Below are 18,927 nucleotides of genomic sequence, written 5' to 3'. Positions count from 1 at the left end.
ATTTGATAAGTTTAAGGGTCATGTCTCTTAGGAATTTGTTGATAATTAATAGTGAGAATTTTAAGTTTTTGCAAAGATAGGAAATTTATTTTACTATAGCTTTCTTTCCCTTGCTTACTACAACACCCTTGTAGGAGTTGCCGACCTGCTGTCCTGCAAGGTTATAGAGCTTGTTGGCGTTGGCATCGTTGCTGACGTTAGTGATGCCAGTTGTTGTCTTCTGCAACAGGCGCAGGTTGTCTATATATAATAAGGTGTTGTTGGCAGCACCTTGGCTGGCAGAACAGCCGTAGCCAAGAGAAAGTACGATGTCAGTAGGGCTGTCGAGCGTGAAGTCGTAGACCATTACTTCCCACTGGCTGCGTGCTGACGGGTAGCGGTAGTCGGTGATACCGTTGTATGCCACGCCGGTAAGCGAGGTATTGGTGTTATTAGCCGTTGTCACCTTCTTGCCGTCATTGGACGTCTCGTTGGCACACTCGTACTTCATGTCCAATAGCAGGCGGTAGGTGCCGGCAGGAAGCGATACAGACTGAGTGATGGCGTTGTTGCCCATGTCCCAGGAGTTGAGGACGGTGAGCGTGCGGGCTCCACAGTTGTCGTCAGCTATCATGTGCGACGTCTTTGCGGCATAGTTTCCCACGCTGCTCGGACTTACGCAGAACATCGTCGAGCTATAGGGCATGGAGTACATGCGGCAATAGTTGCTGCCTCCAGAGAGCGTAGAGCCGGGAGTCCATCCTGCCACAGGCAGCACGTTTGGCCACTTGGCATTAGAGGCCGATACGCTGTTGGTGTAGCATGTGGCGTATGTGACACCGCTTGCCGTGATGTTGGAACTTACTTGTCCGTAGGTCTCGTCTTCCTCGAAGCTTGGGTTCTGCACCTTGTCTTCCGTAATGTCCGTATATCCTTCCGTGAGATTTTCTTCATTATCAACGGGAAACGTGCTCCCTTCCACCAGAAGGTCGCCTCCGCTGATAGTTACCTTTACACAACCAGTAGTCTTGAAAGTCTTCTCCACGATGCCCTTCTCAGTGATAGCCCTTACGGTGTACTCGCAGTCGCAGTCGGCTGTTGCCTGAAGGTATGCCACGTTGGCATCGTCCTTGTCGAGAACCGTTGTCAATGATGGGTCGTCAACGAATATCCTTGATACACTTGCCGAAGAGTTGTTTTGCTCTATTGCCACAGTCACCTTTCCAAATGTCGTCGGTACGCTGAGGACAGGATATCCGAGAATAGTCGTAGGCAGCTCGAAGGTCGCCTTCTCGTCGCTGTTGAAGTTTGAGATGATGGTATAGCGTGTGCCGTCAGGGTCAGCGGCGATAGCACCGTTCCATCCCTGCGGCAGCTTGTCGGTGAGCGTAATCAGCTCGTCGCTCATGCGCTTGGTCTCGTCTGCGCTGATGTTGCTGTAGTAGACGATGTTGCGGCGGTCTACGGTAGAGCCAGCTGTGAACGCCCTGCTTGATGTGGAGTAGGCAGGATAGAGCTTGGCCGTCATCACGGAGTTGTTGTTAGCCTTGTCACCGAATGCCATGCCCTTGTCGCCATTGTGTGCCACGATGCCGAGTGCGTTGTCGATATTCACCCATGGAGAGGTGAAGGTCAGCAGCTGCGAGCCATCCGAAAGCTTGTGAGTATCTTCATAGTAGAGAGTGCGCTGAGTCTTTGTCAGCTCGTCTACCGATATGGCAGTCAGTCCGCCCTGCTCCTTTGTTATGGTACCGTCGGCAAGAGCCGTCACGTTGTCGAGATAGATTACAGCGTTGCCTGGAGTGGAGTAGATGACAAAGCGGTTGTTGAGAGTGGCGTCGTTGGTATTCAGCTCACCATTCATCACCCATGCGTTGCCATCGAACTGGTAGATGCCGTTGACAACGGGAGTAGCGTTGGTGCCTTTGCCGCTGACGGTATAGAAGCCGAGGAAGTTTCCGGTGTTGTTCTGCTTGAACGGCACGACAATCTTGTTCTTGTCAACAGAGTTGGCGGCAATGTAGCCAGTGTAGCTGCTGATGCCCGGTGCCCATGAGAAGGTTGTGAATCGGTCCTTGGTATATGCCCTCACGATGTTCTGTTCCTTGATGTGCTTGGCCTCGGAGTGTCTTGCGCGGAATGTCTCGAAGTCGGTAGGCTGCATGTCGGCGGTAGAGGCAACGAGGTGCATGAGGTAGGACATCATGACGCGGTGAGCCTCGACACCCATGCGGCGTGCTCCGATATCAGAGCGCAGCAGCCACGAGCCATCCTCCGTGGTAGTCTGTCGTGCCTTGATCATCTTGTATGCCAGGTTCTCAAGCATCAGTGCGTCTGCATCGCGCAGGAAGCAGGCATTGGTAGAGTAAGAGGTAATCTGGTCGTAGAGGAAGAGGCTCCAGTCGTTGCCGTTAGGCATGGCCAGCTCACCGTCGGCCAGCGCAAGCCAGTTGAGCACCTCCTTCTGCACCTTGTCGTTGTTGTGCATCAGTGCGTTGGTCTTCCATTTCTCTTCTCCGTAGAGAGCAGTCTGGAAGAGCTTCAGTGCGAGCGCGGCCTCGCCAAGCTCCTGAATGACCACGTTCTGATAAGATGTATGGAAGTAGCTATGGTTCTGTAGGGTATAGTCATCGTACAGGTTCTGTCCCTTGTAGAGCTGAGCCACTGTTGTGTTGTCGTAGTCGGGGTCGATGACGGTGTTGTTGTTGGCATCGTCCTTGTGGGAGTAGCTGTTGATGGCAAACTCACGAAGGCGTGCGAACCACTTTGGTGCAAGCTCGTCATCGGGGAAGAGTCCCAGAGTGGCGGCAAGCACGTCAGCCTCCCATCCGTTCTCCTCTGCCTTGGTGTCGCCGGCATAGCCTGTAGGAATGGAGCGGTAGAGCTCGTAGTTGCACTCTGCCTTGAGCAGTGCCTTGACATATCCTTTCTGTGCATCGGTCAGTTTGTTCCATTGGAAGAAGGCGGAGTAGGCAACAGACATTGCCCACAGTGAGCTTTCCCAAACGTGGTCAGAGGTAGAGGTAGAGCCCCAATAGGTGTTGCCCGAGCACACCTTCAATTTGTTTGCCTTATGTGTGGAATAAGCGAAGACAAGCGACTTCATGGCCATATCCTCGATGTCATCCCATGTGACGTTGGCAGGCAGCGTCACCTTGTCCTTGCCATACTTGGCGAGGAAGGCGCATATCATAGACAGGTCGGCATTCGAGCGCACGCCGTCTTCGTTGTTCTGCATGGTGGAGTTGCTCTTGAAGCATCCGCACACCTCTCCGACACTGTTTGGTGCCTGTGCCTGCTGGAAGTCGTTCTTTAGATATGTGGCGAAGTTGGCGAGCATCTGCAGCAGGTCGCCCTGCATGGTAGCCTCGTCAACGAAGTCACCATTGATGATGCCCTCGGTGACGCTCTGTATCTCGTCTTCCGTTGGGTCTCCTGGCTCAACATAGTCATCGGGCATGCGTACGAGCCTTATGTTGTCGACCATGATGCAGCTGCCTCCGGATAGCCAGTCAACTGTTACGCCGATATTTACGTCACCATCCACTTCCTGCTCGAATGTCAGCTCATGGGTGTTCCACTTTGCTGTGGTGAAATATGATGTGGCACCCTGGTCGAAAGCTGCGGAGATGTTGGCATCGCCGGCAAAGAGCTTGAACGAGGACGTTGCGGAGTTGGCATAGGCCGAGCGCACGTCGGCATAGAGCTTGTACTTGCCTTTGGGCAGCTCGCCAAGTGTCTGCTGCAGAGTGGTGGAGCCGGTAGACCAGCCCATACGCAGGTAGTAAGCCTGTGTGCCGTCGGCAAGGGTGGTAACCTTTCCGAAGTTGTTGTCCGTGTAGCAGTCAGCGGTGACAAGCAGCTGGGTCACGCCGGTACCGCTGACAGTCCAGCTGGCGGGCGATGCCAGAGTGTAGCCACGGAGACCGTCGGCGGAGTTGTTCACTGCGCTGAGAGTGCTGATGTCATCAGCCTCGAAGGATGCATTCTTCACATAGTCAGTAGTAACATCGGTTTGTGCCGTCATGCAGGCTGGAAAAGCCAAAGAGGCGAGTAACAGTATTTGTTTCATCAGTATGTAAGTTTAGTCAGTATATATTGGAATAGTTGATAATACTTGCCAGATTTGCCGACAGTATTGTTGGTTTTATTTTGCAAATATACTACTTGTTGCCCAAATAGGCAAGTGAAAAGCTAAAAAAAACTCTCTTCCCCACAAGCTGGAGAAGAGAGTTCCTATAGTCATTTCTGTTGTCCCGTTACGGGATGGCAGTATTTACTTTGTAGCAACCTTTACGGCCTTGCCGTTGCGTACAACGATGTACAGACCCTTGCTGCCAGTGTTGGCAACGCGCTGTCCGTTGATGTTGTAGATGGCGTCAGCCTTGAGGGCCTCGTTCTTAATCTCTGTGATGCCAGTGATAGGACCGTTCCATCCCTCGTTGTTGCCAAGCTTGGTCAGGGTGAGGGTGAAGTCGGTAGCTGAGTACCATGTAACAGTAGTAGGCTTGCCTGTCTTGGTAGAGTCAGAAGTCAGACCGATGGTGAGAGTGTGGTCAACAACTTCGATGTTTGGAACATCGAGGTGCATCCATCCATAACCGTTAGTGGCGTTTGCATTGGTGATAGAAGCGAGATAAGCGTTCTGTGTATCTGTCTCGAGCTGCTTCTTGGCATCTTCCCATATCTGTCCCCACTTGTCGAGAGCATTCTCTGTAACATAATCACCAGAAGCAGGATCCTGGTAAGTGTAAGTCTGCAAAGGAATCTCCATCCATGTGGTGTCAGCAGCCTCTGGGCCTACAGCACCGAAGAGACAAGCACCCAGACCAGATGTACGTACGTTGGCACCGAGAGTATATGTACCGTTAGGCAGACCTTCGATTACCTGCTCCATGTAGAAGTTGTTCTTGCCTGCTGTACCGTTCCATGTGTCGAAGTAAGTGCGTGAATCATCACCTGTGAAGTACTGACCTTTCTTTACAGGACCGTCACCGTCGCCCTTGACAACAGTCCAGCCATCGGTAGATGCAGACTGAGCGTTGATGATGAAGGCAGTGTAGTCGGAAGCGTTAGGATTGTTCTCGTACTTCTCCTGAGCCTGTGCTGTGGCAACGGCTGCTGTCAGTTCGCTAACAGCGCTTGCTACAGTGGCCTCGGTCTCGAGCTTAGCTGTGAGCAGAGCCTTGTGGTTTGCGAATGTTGCCTCAAGGGCAGCCTTGGCAGTAGCAGAAGTCAGGGTTGTGTAAGTCTCGTACGCAGAGTTGTATACAGGAGCGTAATTATTAACATAAGCCTTGAGCTGAGCTAATATGGCGTCAACTGCAGTATATGTAGCCTCGTCAGAAGTGAAGTAATCCTGAACAGCACCGTAAGCGTACTTAACAAACTCGGTAGCCTCGCCGTAGATGTTGTCTGCCAGACCCTGGGCAACGGTAGGAATGGTCTTGCCCTCGGCATTAACCTCCTCGTACTTAGCCTCAGAAGTCTCTGCAAGAGCGATACCGCCATTCAGTACGGCAACGTCGCCGGAAGCAGTGTATGCGCTGATGCTGTCGAGAACCTGAGCCTTGTCAGCAGCGAAGTGCATGGCGGCAGCAAGCTTCTGAGCGTGAGCAACCTTAGCGGCAAGAGCATCGGCAATCTCCTGGTCGGTAGCCTTGCCTACGAAGTAGAGCTTGAAGTTGGTTGCGCAGAACCAGCCAGACTGGTTAGCGTTGGCCATTGTGCCGGAAGCACCGATGGTGAGCTTACCGTCGTGTACGAGAACCTTCTCTGTGGTGAGTGTTGTCCAAGTGCCATAGCCATCATCGCTCCACAGAGCATCTGTCAGAGGTGCAGAGTTGGCAGACTGCAATGCGCTTGTGCCGAATACGTGCTGGTCGGTAACGAAGCCTGTCTGTGTGATGAGGTCGCCGGCAACCTTATAGTAACCGTTAGGCAGGTTCTCAAGGTCTGTGGCAACAGCAAGAGTCTTTCCGTCAGCATTACTTGCCCATGCGTTCCAGCATATACGGTACTGAGCATAGTTCAGACGCTGGTCGCCGCCGGTATTTGTACCAGCCTTGTACCAACCCTCAGAAGTAGCGTCAGCAGGAGCTTTACCCAGTTCGTATGTATCCTGGTTAGGATATGTGAAGGTGCTGCCTTCGATGGTTGGCTCGTTGCCTGCGGTAACGAACAATGGGTTGGCAATAAGGAATGTATAGTCAGCAGGACTGGCCTCAGAAGCCTCCTGGCTGAACATGTAATCGCGGTAGGCCTGGTTCAGTTCCTCTGCGTATGCTGCTATAGCGGCAGAGTAGCCGCTGTTGATAATATTATCCCACTTGGCAAGAATCTCTTGCAGAGCGCTTGCGCCAGGATAACCCAAGGCGAGAGCTGCCTCAGCCTTGTTGTAGAAGGCAATTGTTGCAGGGAGTGACTCCACAACAGCAGCAATCTGCTCCTTCAAGGCATTGTATTTCTCGTAACCTTCCTTCATGGTAGCAAGGTCACCACTGCCAATACAATCGTCTATCTCAACGATAGCGTCGTTGATTTCCTCTGTTAAGCCTCCATACTCACCAGCGCTTTCCATCAGCTCGTACATTTCTGCCTCAAGACTACTGAGGTCAGACGCAATGATTTCCTCCTCTGTAGCCTCTCCAATCTTATACAGCTTGATACCGTCGATGATAAGCCAAGGATTGGAGTTTGAGTTGGAGCCGGCAGACTTGTAGCCGAACTGGATAGAGAACTCGTCAACGGGCGTGAACTCAATCTCGTGCTTTGTCCATGTTGTAGAAGACAAGCCCTCTGTATCTTTGAAAACATCCTTGCGGCAAACAACCTCTGAGAGGTTGGTAGCCTCGGCGGTAGATTTGGCATTGGTGTTGATAGTCCAATACTCAAGACGATACTGTGCGCAAGGCAGGTTTACTACCTGCTTGTATGCACATGCACCTCCCCATCCTGCACGCAGATAGAGGAAACCTGTGTTGTCGTCAGTGTCATTTCCCCCTGGCTTTGATTCTGGAGCATTGATGGCACCAGCTGGCTTACCGTCACCGACACCGAGATAGTCTGTCTTTAATGAATAGGGCAGAGCACCGAAATACTTCCACTCAGGAGTTTCCGTTGCATATTCTGCTGGTACTTCCCATCCTTCTATATTGCCGAGGAAGCCATACCATGATAGGTCACCTACGATGTTATTTCCCTTGCCGTCAGTTGGAACAGCATAGATACTGCCGTCGGTAGACTTGACGAAACGTGAACGTTCAGAAGTAGCACCGGTAGCTGTGGTCTCGTTGACTGGTTTTCCTTCATCGGTAAATGTTAAACCGCTATCAAAACCAGCATTTTTAATAAGATGCGTTACATCTTCTTCTTGCGCGTAGGCACTAACGCCTAAAAACATCGCAAGAGACATTAGTAGTACTTTTTTCATGCTTTTGATAAGTTAATTAGTAATATTGATATTTAAAATTGATATAGTAGCAAATATTGGCAAGGCTTCGGTTGCAAAGATAGCAATTTAATTCGATATGGCAAGGATACAAATCGTCAAAATGCGGGGAATTATCATTAAAACAGCCCAAAAAACAAAAAAAACTCCCCAACCATCCTCTTATTAAGGTATGGCTGGGGAGAAATAATTGCCTATTGCTATTTTTGAGCGTCTACTTCCTTGCCAGTCTCAGTAGAGCCTCAAGGTAATAGTAGTCGGCATAGATGATGCTTGCGTCTATCTCGGAGCCGGCAGGATGGTGTCCTGTGCTGTGCATGAGGAATGCCACATTTCGGTCGCGGCTCTGGTATTTGTCCGTGCTGAGACATTCCAGCATGCTGATGGCCTGCTGGCGGTAGTATTCACCCTGAGAGCCTCCGACATATTCCGAGAGCTCAAGCAGGGCAGAGGCAACAACGCAGGCGGCAGAGGCGTCCTTGGGAGCATCCTTGCCCCGAGGATCGTCCATATCCCATTTTGGTACCATGTCGTCGCTGGTGTCATGGAGCCTGCGCAGGTAGACGTCAGTAACCTTCCTGGCAAAGTCGAGAAATACGGGCATGCGTGTCCAGCGGTACACCATGGTGTAGCCATATATGGCCCAGCTCTGTCCGCGTGCCCACATCGACCAGTCGGCATATCCCTGATGGGTGACCCCCTTGATGAAGTTGCCCGAGAGAGTGTCGTAGACGGCAACGTGATAGCACGAGCCGTCGGGACGGAAATGGTTGAGCATGGTAGTCTTGGCATGTGTCACGGCCATGTCGTAGAGCAGTCTGTTGCCACCATTGGCAGCCGACCAGAACATCATGTCGAGATTTATCATGTTGTCCATGATGGTGTTGTGAGGCCAGTTGTTTGGCTCCACCTCACGGGGCCAGCTGAGGATAGTGCCTACGAGGGGATTGAACAGCGTGGCCAGCGTATCGGAGGTGGCGTTGATGATGTCGCGGTAGGTGGCATCGTGGGTAACCTCGTAGCCCTTGCCGTAGGAGCAGAACATCAGGAAGCCCAGGTCGTGGTCGTAGGCGGGACGGTATGCCAGGTCGCGTAGAGACTGCGTATATCCCTTGGCGGCCTTCAGTATCTCCGGGTCTTTGTCGATGCTGTACGTCATCCACAATATTCCCGGCCAGAAGCCCGAGCACCATTCCTCTGCCTTTGCCTCGCGCAGGTTCCACCCTTTCTGCTTGTCTCCCTGCAGTATGTTGCGCGGCTGCATATTGAAGTTGTATGGACGAAGTTCCTTAAGAGCTTTTTTCACTTGCGAGCGGCAATAGGAGAGCTCCCTATCAACAGAGAACTCTTCCTTTGCGCTTACTGTCCAGTTTGTGGACATGACCAAAATAATACTAACTGTACTAATTAACCTAAATATCATAAAACTATACTCTTATTGCTGATAAATACGTTAGTTATGCGAAAAGTACCTAACAGGCAGCTGATTTTTTTATTTTTTTATCACTTGAAGCCATCCCTTGGCCCTCATGCCCTCATATCTCATCTCACTGCCGTTGGCGCTTGAGAATATGTAGTGCGTGGCTCCACTCTTCAGCCGTACGCATATACCTATGGCGTCAGGATCCTTGCTCTTTGGCTGAAAGTAGCTTACAGACTCTATCTCCGACGGCTCGTCATTGGCCGATGGCTCGTAGACGGCTACGAACGGCTTTGTCCATGCCTCGCCGTGCTGCCGTGCCACGAAGGTCAGAACCGGCTGCTCATCTATCTTGTATGGCTGGTTTGGCATACGCTCATATCCGAGGTTTACGGGCGACAATGCCTTGAATATCTCGCGTCCCCTCTCACCCTTCATCCACATTGTCATGTGTATGTCGTTGCCGTCGGGCATGTTGATGGTGAACGTGGTCTTCAGGTTCTTGTCGGTCTCCGTTCCCACCTTATTATATATATATGAGTAGGCGTACAGGTGTCCCCCGGCAAAGGCCAGCTCGTCGGTAGGCTGAAGGCCGATGTCCTCGCCGCTGTCAGCCGTGAGCGTCATCTGCTGTCCGAGGTTGTGGTAGAAATAGTCGTGGAACTTGTCTCCGCCCTCGTTTCTCCTGCTGCGGAAGATGTCTATGTAGTAGCCACCCTTGCTGCTTGTCTTCACGATGCCGTTGGTGCGCACTTGCCTGCTGTTGGTCTCCGGTTCCAGGAACTCCACCGTCGAGTGCGTGTCTCCCTTGCTGCTGGCGAGGGTGAGGGAGTTGTCGGCCGGGAAGCGGTCTATGAGCTTGAAGGCATGGCTCGACATCATCACCGGATAGCTGGATATTCCGTCTACGCACACCGTGTTGTGTGCAGGGAACTGGCTGTAGTATTCCTGGTAGTCCAGTCCGCTGTACAGACTGCGTCCGATGCCAGCGTCAGGACCGAGCACATATCCCTTGCCGTACAGCTCCATCGAGATGCCGTTGGCATGCATGTGGTTTCCAATGCTTCCGTTGAGCGATATTGCCAGGTCGTGACGGCTGTCCATGCCGCTGCGCTGTATGAGCCATGACACCTTTTCGGAATAGAAGCTCGGTGACACATACCGCTCGACGGTCTCTGCCGGAGCATCCTTGCCCACGGCCTCCATCAGCCTTGCAATCTCATCCTGGGTGGCATTGTCGGAACGTCGCTTGCTATAGGCAAGAAGCTGTTCCATACCCTTTGTGTTCAGGTAGTTGGGATGTGTGTCGCCGAAGCCGCATATCATGCGGTTGGGCATGAGATACTGCGGTAGGTTCTTTATGGAGCGTGCTATCTCGGGTATCTCGGCAAACATGTCGATGCCGGCCTCCAGGTGTAGCTTGTTGGCGAACTTGCCAAGGTCGGCCATCACGGTAGTGCTGTAGCCCGGAGACTCGTACCATATGTGGGCATCGGCATCGAAGCCGAAGTCGCAGAGCTTGCGCATGCCCCATTGCCTTATGTCCGTGGCGTTCATAACCTTGTCAAGGTAGTATTGCCGTCCCTTGCCGTCGCTGTATGAGCTATTGTCCTTAAGCACCAGGGCTATGTCTGTGATGTACTCTGCCTGGAACATGTTCCAGTTGTTGTGCGGCACACCGTTGGCAATCTCCAGGTCGGCCCATTTCTTCAGTGCAGCATCATAGAGCGCGCAGCTGTCCTCGTGCAGTGCGGACTTCAGGTACTGGTATATCTCGCAGCACTTCACCAGCGCATCCTCGTGAATGACCTCGAACGTACACATGCCCACAAGGGTCTGCTGATGGCCATGGTTGAGGTCGGTGGGTGCGTTGCGGTAGTAGATGCCCCTCATAAACACGTCGAAAACCCCACGCGCCATGTCGGCATACTCCTTCTTTCCCGTTTGCACATACGCTCTTGCCGCATCAGACGCCAGTCCGAGTATCTGCCTGTTTACTCCGTCGATGTTGCATCCGGTTTTTGACGGGTGCGTTCTCTCCATCACTCCCGTTGCGCGGCTAATGAATGTTACCTCACCCTGCGGAGTATCGTCGTATGGGATGATATCCTCAAGCTTGGGCCTGTTATACTGCGAGGCATTGCTTCGGGTGCCGTTGAACTTCACGGTAGGGTGTGGTGCCCGCTCGCCGCCAGGATGGTCGAAACTCTCACCCATGATGAATACATCGGTGGCATTAGTCGACCAGTACATCTGAAGGCGTGACGAGAGCCAGCAAGGGTTCTCGGCCACTAACTGCATGTATGGTTCCAGGTACTTCTCAAGGCCGTCGTCAGCCTGTACAGCCGAAAACGGCAGAGCTGCGAATGCTAATGTAATAAATGCTCTCATAATGTTTGCCGTATGGTGGGTTTCATCAGTGTTATATAATTTAGTCTCGGTGGTAACTATTATAAATACGGATATACAACCGATAATACACAAAACAGAAGGCAAGGAAAAGGCGAAAATAGCGTGTTCGTGTAACTTTTTGCCTTTTTTCTTTGTCATCTCGTAAAAAATGATTAATTTCGCAACCGCTTTATTGTTGGGGTCTCATAGTTCAATGGATAGAACAAGTCTCTCCTAAAGATTAGATCCGAGTTCGATTCTCGGTGAGACCACGCATACAAGCCTTATTCACACTATCCTAACATCATTTTCATCTACTTACAGACTACTAACATCAAACAAGAAAGATGATGGCTACAAGAAACTTTTTCCACACTGCTGCCACCTATATAATAATAGGTATGCTGGCTGCTGCTCCCACAGTATCGGCTCAGGCCAAGACACAGAAGAAGAACGACAAGACGCAAACCACGTTCACGCATCCGTGGCAGGGAAAGCGAGTGGCATATTTCGGCGACTCCATCACCGACCCGAACAATAAGGCTGCGGGAAACAAATACTGGAACTTACTGGAGCAATGGCTCGGCATAAAACCATTTGTGTATGCCGTCAGCGGAAGACAATGGGACGACATTCCACGCCAGGCAAACAAACTGAAGGAAGAGCATGGTGACGACTTCGATGCCATACTGATATTCATGGGCACCAACGACTACAATAATGCCGTGCCAATAGGACAATGGTATGAGGAACGGCTGGAGAATGTGGAGTATGGCCACAGGTATGCCAAGAGAACCGAGCAGAGGATGCGACGCCATCCGTCCATGAATAAGGACACCTACAAGGGCCGCATAAATATAGCCCTCGACTCGCTGAAGCGAATGTACCCTACCAAGCAGATAGTGCTGCTCACACCCATTCACCGCGCAGGCTTCTATGCCAACGAGAAAAACTGGCAGTGTACGGAAGACTACGTGAACCGTTGCGGGGAGTATCTCGACAGCTATATAGATGCCGTGAAAGAGGCTGCCAATGTGTGGGCAGTACCTGTACTGGACCTCAACGCCACATCGGGACTGTTCCCAATGATTGACGCACACTCACAGTATTTCAACAATGCTGATACCGACCGCCTGCACCCTAACGACAAGGGACATGAGCGCATGGCCAAGACGCTCATGTACCAGCTGCTAACATTGCCCTGCGGACTGTAAAGCCTCACCCCCAGCCCCTCCCCAAAAGGGAGGGGAGCTAGATAGCCATAGGGATAAATTATTAGGGCGTCCAGTTTGTTGTACAAAAATCAGTAGCACAACGCCCTGAACCAAAGGTCGCCGGCTGAAAGGAAAGGCAAAGGGCAACCTGCGCACAGCCCAGGGTAGAGCGTAGCGGCACCCTGGGTATTAGAGGAATCTAATCAATGCGCCCTGAAAGGGCAAAAGCGTTATATATCCTGCTGTTATCTACGCTTTTGCGCTTACAGCGCGACAATCATCTACATGAAATAGCCCAGGGTGTCGCTACGCTCTACCCTGGGCTATGTGCTTCTGCGCTTACAGCGCGACAATTACCGACATGAACTTCAGAATTAGGATATTCAATTTTTGCACATCAAACTGTACACCCTAATAAATTATCATGTCACAACCTTTACTCTCAGTCCTCAGTCCTCAGTCCTCAGTCTTCAGTCCTTAGCCCTTTGACCTTAGTCCTTAGCCCTTTGACCTCAGTCCTTCTTACTTCTTCTCAGTTTTCCATTCGTAAACATACTTGATGCCACCGATGGTAACTTCTACGAAGAGGTCGTCAACCTTCTTGTCATCGGTCAGCAGGAAGCCTGCCACCATTTCGCCCGGGTGAACGGTTGTACGCTCCAGATAGCCGAGGTCATCGTGCTCTCGCTCGGCATATTTCATCCTGTTTGTATTGACGAGGGTCTTCAGAGAGATGATGCGTTCCTGGAATGCCTTCAGTGTGTTGGAGGTTCCGGCATCGAAGACTGATGCTCCGAGGTTCTCGCTCACGTTGTCCTCACGCTCTATGGTAACGACAGCTTTCTTCTTGAGCGAGCGCTTCTTGTTCTTCACCTGCTTCTTGTAGACCTTTTCATCATACTCGTCGGCCTCCATAAGCTCAAAATTGGTGCGCTTGTCCTTCTTGACAGAGTATACAGTGACATTCTTTGGGTCTATCTCTACATTAATCATACTCTTGTTGACCAGGAATACTCTTATCTCGCGGAAGTTGCCGATGTTGTCGCGTACATTGGAGTTGCTAACACCGAGGATAAGTCCGTTCTTGTTATAGTATGGCCATGCCACACCATTCTTGTATTCCGTCTGTCTCTCGTCGACATTCGGCTCCTCAAGCAATGGCTGCTCTGTAGCGGCATCATACTTGGAGTAGTTTCCGTCCTTGTCAACAATGACGTAGAATGCAGATGGCTTGTCATTATCGTATTCCTGCAGACGGCATACGATACCATCCTCGGTGAATGACGAGTTTATGCCATGTTTCTTGCCATCAATAATGCTGATGTGCTCCTTGATATTACCGTTCTCGTAGTAGTCAGTGCATTCTCCGTTGGACTTGCCATTGCTGTAGAACATGCGGCGTTTCAGGGCTCCACCGGGATAGTAGTAGTCTATCTCGCCATCGAAGATGCTGTTGGCGTCGTTCCTGTCACCAAGCTCGATGAAGTTGCCTTCGCCCTGCAACTCGCCGTTCAGATAGAAGGTCTTGAAATACTTAGGTGCCAGACTGTCAGCGGGGTATAGGGCATATCTGTAGTAGGTGGCGAATGTCTTGTTTGATATCACGCGCCAGGTCTTGTCATAGTATATGGTGTCGGTACGGTCCTTTGGTACCTCTATGACCACGGTGTCGGCTTGGGTTGAGTCAACTACTGCCGTGTCAACGGGCAGAACAGGTATTTCAGGCTCAACAGGAGTTTCTACCACTACTGTCTTTGCAGGCTTCTTTGTTGAACGTTTCTTCTTGGACTGTGCATATACACTGTTGGAGACCAAGAAAAGTGTTAGTATCAGGGCTATGAGTCGTGTCCTTGTCATTGGTTTGAATAGTTATGTTTGTGATTGTAAATGGATATTCCTTTCACTTCTACAAAGATTCTAAGACTTTATCTGCCTTTTAGAATATTCTTCCGCACAGTCTGAGCTTAATTACGGGGTATATAACCAGCTTGTCTACAACTTTGGAAATGTCGTCGTCGCCAGCTTCTCTGGCCATTTCCACAAGGTCTTGCCCACCTGCTGTCACCTTCGGTTTACCATGGAATTGCACGCCAAGCTCTGTTCTGAAGGAAAGACGTCCTTTGGGCACTGCACGGCCACCTAAGCCTATGCCAAGATAGGGACGGAAGTTCTTTACTCTAATCTCGCCATTGGCATCACCGTTCTCATCAACTGGCAGATTGTACTTGTCGATGATAATGCTGGCATTATTGCTGTTAGCCAATTCGTCGGAGTGAGCCTTCACCTTAAGAATCTGTCCTCCGCCAAAGGAGAAACCGCCTGTCAGGAACAGTGTGCCACCGAGAGGGTAGAAGTCTATAAGAAGCTCGCCGGTAGTGCGCTTGAATGAGCCTTCTGCCTGAACGGTTGTTTCCGTAAGGTTACCTCCAACATTATCAATGTCTACATCCAAGTCGCCTTTGAGGTTAAATGCAGGCATGAAATTCACGCCGGCACGCAGGGCAAAAAACTTTGTGATATCGGTGGCCACCTCGAAGCCCACACCAAGCGTTGACAAGCTTGCGCCTACAGCCACGTGCTTACAGATGCCAAATTTGAATTCAGAAGACTCGTCATAACTATACTCGTCCTGAGCATTTACGTTGATGTTGAAGCAGCATAGCAGTGCTACTAACGTGAGAGTAATTTTCGTTTTCATTTTAATAATGATTATTAATGGAAATGCATGTAATAGTTTTCAAAAATTGCTGAATAATGTGTGTTTATCGGCAGTTTCGGCATGTAGTTTCATTGTTGTCTGCCTTGAGTGTTGTGGTGAATTTGTTTCGCTTGTGCAAAAGTAGTTAAATTGTTTTAAACCGGCAAGTTTTTTCTGTTTTTTTTGATAACTGAAGTTTGAGAATAGAAAAACAGCAGGGACAGAATTGGTGTTCTGTTCCTGCTGTCTGCTATTTTCTGCCAAAGTCGGCGGGCACCTCTCCCCAACGCTTTGTCTCCCATTTTATTATCGGTGTTGTCACCCTGTGGGTGAGCAGCCATCTCTCTGCCCTTGCCACTATGTTGTAGAGCTGTTCTGTCTGAGGCGTGCGTTCCAGTTTAGTCTTGCACTTTCTGTTTCTCACCCAGAGCATGGCGTTGTAGGAGTCGCTGTATATGACCTTGTCCTTGATGCCCCTTTGTTCCATCAGTGCCAGTGCGTGAACAATGGCAAGGAACTCACCGATGTTGTTGGTGCCGTGCATGGGACCAAAGTGGAACACCTCCGCTCCAGTCTGCAAGTCAATAGCCCTGTATTCCATCGGGCCGGGATTGCCGCTGCACGCGGCATCTACAGCCCACGCGTTGGCATTGACCTCCATGTGCAGAGGTAGTATGGTGTCGTGCCTATAGTCTGGTGGATTAATAAGTTTTTCCATCCTTGTTCATCCTCTGGCAGATTACATTCTCTCGGGCACCTCTATGCCGAGCAGCTCCATACCATTCTTTATAATCTTGGCAACATTGGCGGCAAGAACAAGACGGACGGTCTTCTGTGTGTCGTCCTCCGCATTGAGGATGCTGTAGTCGTGGTAGAACTGGTTGAACTGCTTGGTCAGCTCGTAGCAGTAGTTGGCTATGCCACTCGGGCTGTAGTCGATGCCAGCCTGAGCAACGGCAGCTCCGAAGTCGTTGAGCTTCTGTATGAGGTCAGTCTCCTTCTCGTTTAGAGGAGCATCGTCTGCGAGTGCTGCCGGGATGGTGATGCCCTGAGCCTCGGCCTTGCGCATGATGGAGCGGATGCGGGCGTAGGTGTACTGTATGAATGGGCCGGTGTTTCCGTTGAAGTCGATAGACTCCTCTGGGTTGAAGAGCATGTTCTTGCGCGCGTCTACCTTGAGGATGAAGTACTTGAGTGCTCCCAGGCCAACCACTCGTGCTATCTCCTGCTTTTCCTCCTCAGTCATGTCGTCGAACTTACCCAGCTCATCGGATGTCTTGCGTGCGTCCTCAATCATTGTCGCTACGAGGTCGTCAGCATCAACAACCGTTCCCTCGCGGCTCTTCATCTTACCGTTTGGCAACTCTACCATTCCATAGGAGAAGTGTACCAGCTCCTTGCCCCACTTGAAGCCGAGGCGGTCGAGCAGTATCGACAGCACCTGGAAGTGGTAGTTCTGCTCGTTGCCTACAACGTATATCATCTTATCGATAGGGAAGTCACGGAAACGCATGTTGGCGGTACCGATGTCCTGAGTCATATATACGCTGGTGCCATCGGAGCGCAGAAGCAACTTCTGGTCAAGTCCCTCGTCGGTGAGGTCTGCCCATACGCTGTTGTCGTCCTTGCGGAAGAAGAGGCCCTTGCTGAGACCTTCCTCTACCTTGGCCTTACCCTCAAGATATGTGTCTGACTCGTAGTAAATCTTGTCGAAGCTCACGCCCAGAGTCTTGTATGTCTCGTCGAAACCGGCATATACCCAGTTGTTCATCTTTTGCCAAAGGGCACGTACCTCCGGGTCGTTGTGTTCCCATTTCACAAGCATCTCATGAGCTTCCTTGATAAGCGGAGCCTCAGCCTTGGCCTTCTCTGTGGCGGCCTCGTCATCCATGCCCTCTGCCATGTACTGTGTCTTGAGCTGGGCTATCTCCTCGCGGTAGTGCTTGTCGAAGGCCACGTAGTAGTCGCCTATCAGGTGGTCGCCCTTCTTGCCTGATGTCTCTGGAGTCTCGCCGTTGCCCCATTTCAGCCATGCGAGCATCGACTTGCAGATGTGAATACCACGGTCGTTGACGATGTTTGTCTTCACAACCTTATTGCCGTTGGCCTCCATAATCTTGGCAAGGCTCCAACCAAGGAGGTTGTTGCGCACATGTCCGAGGTGCAATGGCTTGTTGGTGTTTGGTGAGGAGTATTCTATCATCACCAGTGGCGAGTTCTCGTCAGCGGTCTTCTCTCCGAACTTCCCGTCGGCATGGATGTCGTTGAGCAGTCCTACCCATGCGGCAGGGGCCACGACGAGGTTCAGGAAACCTTTCACAACATTGAACGAGCTGACGGCCTTGCAGTTAGCTGCAAGATATTCGCCAATCTCCTGTGCTGTGTCTTCCGGTTTCTTCCTTGATATCTTCAGGAATGGAAATACCACAAGTGTGAGGTTGCCCTCGAAAGTACTCTTTGTCTTCTGCAGCTGTACCATATTTCCCGGTACATCCTGTCCGTATAGTTCCTTAATGGCAGCTATCACTGAGCTGCATATCTGATTTTCTATGTTCATCTCTTTCTGTAATTTGTGTTATCAATAAAAACTGTTTCTTAATTCTGTAGGCTTCAACCTCTCTGTTGTTAAATCTTGCCTCCATAGCATAGGTCTCCGGCATCGCCAAATCCCGGCACTATATACTTGTGCTCGTTCAGCCCCGGGTCGATGGCGGCACACCAGATGGTGGTCTTCTCGGCAGGGAAAGTATTCTTTATATGGTCAATACCCTCTGGCGTGGCGATGACGCATGCCACATGGATGTGTTTTGGCGTACCCTTTGTCAGGAAAGCCTCATAGCCAAGTTCCATGCTTCCGCCCGTAGCGAGCATCGGGTCGGCAATTATCAGCACTTTCCCGTCTACGCTCGGTGTGGCAAGGTATTCAACATGTATGCCCACCTCGGTATGCGCATCGTTGGTATATTCACGGTAAGCAGACACGAAAGCGTTGCCGGCATGGTCGAAGATGTTCAGGAAGCCCTGGTGGAATGGCAGACCTGCACGGAAGATGGTTCCGAGCAGAATCTTGTCCTTCGGTACGTTTACAACAGCTGTACCCAGAGGTGTCGTAACCTCCTTACGGACGTATTCCAACGATTTTGATATTTCAAACGCCTCGTATTCTCCTATGCGCATGATGTTGTTGCGGAACAGCAACCGGTTTTGCTGGTAGTCCTTGTCACGTATCTCTGAAAGATACTGGCCGAGAATACTGTTTGTGTCAGATAAGTTTATGATTTCCATATTTTTGCCTTTTCGTTTGCAAAGGTAGTGCAAACGAACGGAATATAAAAGGAAAATGGAATTTTTCTTTTTATTCCTGAACCGATGGAGCAGCGAGCGCAATGTCAAACTTGACATTGCCGAGTCGTGACAGAGGTCGGCTAAGCCAAATGCAGCCTACATTATGAAAAGGTAGTGCAAACGAACGGAATATAAAAGGAAAATGGAATTTTTCTTTTTATTCCTGAACCGATGGAGCAGCGAGCGCAATGTCAAGCTTGCTTGAATATTGCCGAGACGCGGAGGAGGAAGGCGAAAGCCAATTACAATTTATCCTCGAAAAAACAAAATCTGACAAAGCGAATTAATAGAACCCATCCTAAATATAATAATGTGTGATTGCAACAGATTGTTGTCTAATAGACATTTGCAAACTCTATGTGGCAAATATCTTTTGCGTGGACTGTTTTTTAAGTTCTTTAACCTAAAAAGAATTAGAGAATGATATTTT

The 18,927-nt window shown here is 50.6% G+C and carries 10 protein-coding genes and 1 tRNA gene; 2 read left to right on the top strand and 9 right to left on the bottom strand.

Translation table 11 applies throughout. The features are described from left to right. Window positions 1–85 precede the first annotated feature (85 nt). The 4 genes from CIL02_RS14345 to CIL02_RS14330 form a co-directional block, all read right to left on the bottom strand. Window positions 86–4,051 (bottom strand): hypothetical protein, encoded by a 3,966-nt coding sequence (locus CIL02_RS14345; protein WP_141210258.1) that lies wholly within the window; start codon window positions 4,049–4,051, stop codon window positions 86–88. A 204-nt stretch (window positions 4,052–4,255) separates the two neighbouring features. Then, complete coding sequence (locus CIL02_RS14340) at window positions 4,256–7,411, bottom strand: hypothetical protein (protein ID WP_141210257.1); 3,156 nt, start codon at window positions 7,409–7,411, stop codon at window positions 4,256–4,258. Window positions 7,412–7,643: 232 nt separating this feature from the next. Continuing rightward, a complete protein-coding gene (locus CIL02_RS14335) occupies window positions 7,644–8,810 on the bottom strand; it encodes a glycoside hydrolase family 88 protein (RefSeq protein ID WP_240513725.1) in 1,167 nt (388 codons plus the stop codon). Between the two features lie 111 nt (window positions 8,811–8,921). Further along, complete coding sequence (locus tag CIL02_RS14330; protein ID WP_094402741.1) at window positions 8,922–11,240, bottom strand: heparinase II/III family protein; 2,319 nt, start codon at window positions 11,238–11,240, stop codon at window positions 8,922–8,924. Window positions 11,241–11,440: 200 nt separating this feature from the next. Between CIL02_RS14330 and CIL02_RS14325 the strand changes: the two genes are divergently transcribed. Both CIL02_RS14325 and CIL02_RS14320 read left to right on the top strand, forming a co-directional pair. Then, a tRNA-Arg gene (locus CIL02_RS14325) sits at window positions 11,441–11,512 on the top strand. A 75-nt stretch (window positions 11,513–11,587) separates the two neighbouring features. After that, entirely contained in the window at window positions 11,588–12,454 is an 867-nt protein-coding gene (locus CIL02_RS14320) for an SGNH/GDSL hydrolase family protein (RefSeq protein WP_240513724.1), read from the top strand. Between the two features lie 522 nt (window positions 12,455–12,976). Here the strand turns inward: CIL02_RS14320 and CIL02_RS14315 are convergent. From CIL02_RS14315 to upp, 5 genes are all read right to left on the bottom strand, one after another. After that, window positions 12,977–14,311: a toxin-antitoxin system YwqK family antitoxin gene (locus CIL02_RS14315; protein WP_094402739.1), complete on the bottom strand. Its 1,335-nt coding sequence runs from the start codon at window positions 14,309–14,311 to the stop codon at window positions 12,977–12,979. A gap of 79 nt (window positions 14,312–14,390) precedes the next feature. Beyond that, window positions 14,391–15,152, bottom strand: a complete 762-nt coding sequence (locus tag CIL02_RS14310; RefSeq protein WP_094402738.1) for a hypothetical protein — start codon at window positions 15,150–15,152, stop codon at window positions 14,391–14,393. 250 nt (window positions 15,153–15,402) lie between these two features. Further along, window positions 15,403–15,870, bottom strand: a complete 468-nt coding sequence (locus CIL02_RS14305; RefSeq protein WP_094402736.1) for an RNase H family protein — start codon at window positions 15,868–15,870, stop codon at window positions 15,403–15,405. Window positions 15,871–15,891: 21 nt separating this feature from the next. After that, window positions 15,892–17,709 (bottom strand): arginine--tRNA ligase, encoded by a 1,818-nt coding sequence (argS, locus tag CIL02_RS14300; RefSeq protein WP_094402735.1) that lies wholly within the window; start codon window positions 17,707–17,709, stop codon window positions 15,892–15,894. 68 nt (window positions 17,710–17,777) lie between these two features. Continuing rightward, window positions 17,778–18,437 (bottom strand): uracil phosphoribosyltransferase, encoded by a 660-nt coding sequence (gene upp / locus CIL02_RS14295; RefSeq protein ID WP_094402733.1) that lies wholly within the window; start codon window positions 18,435–18,437, stop codon window positions 17,778–17,780. Between the last annotated feature and the right edge of the window lie 490 nt (window positions 18,438–18,927).

Source organism: Prevotella sp. P3-122, from assembly GCF_002251365.1.
Lineage (GTDB): Bacteria > Bacteroidota > Bacteroidia > Bacteroidales > Bacteroidaceae > Prevotella.
This window is presented reverse-complemented; position numbering and strand designations above follow the sequence as displayed.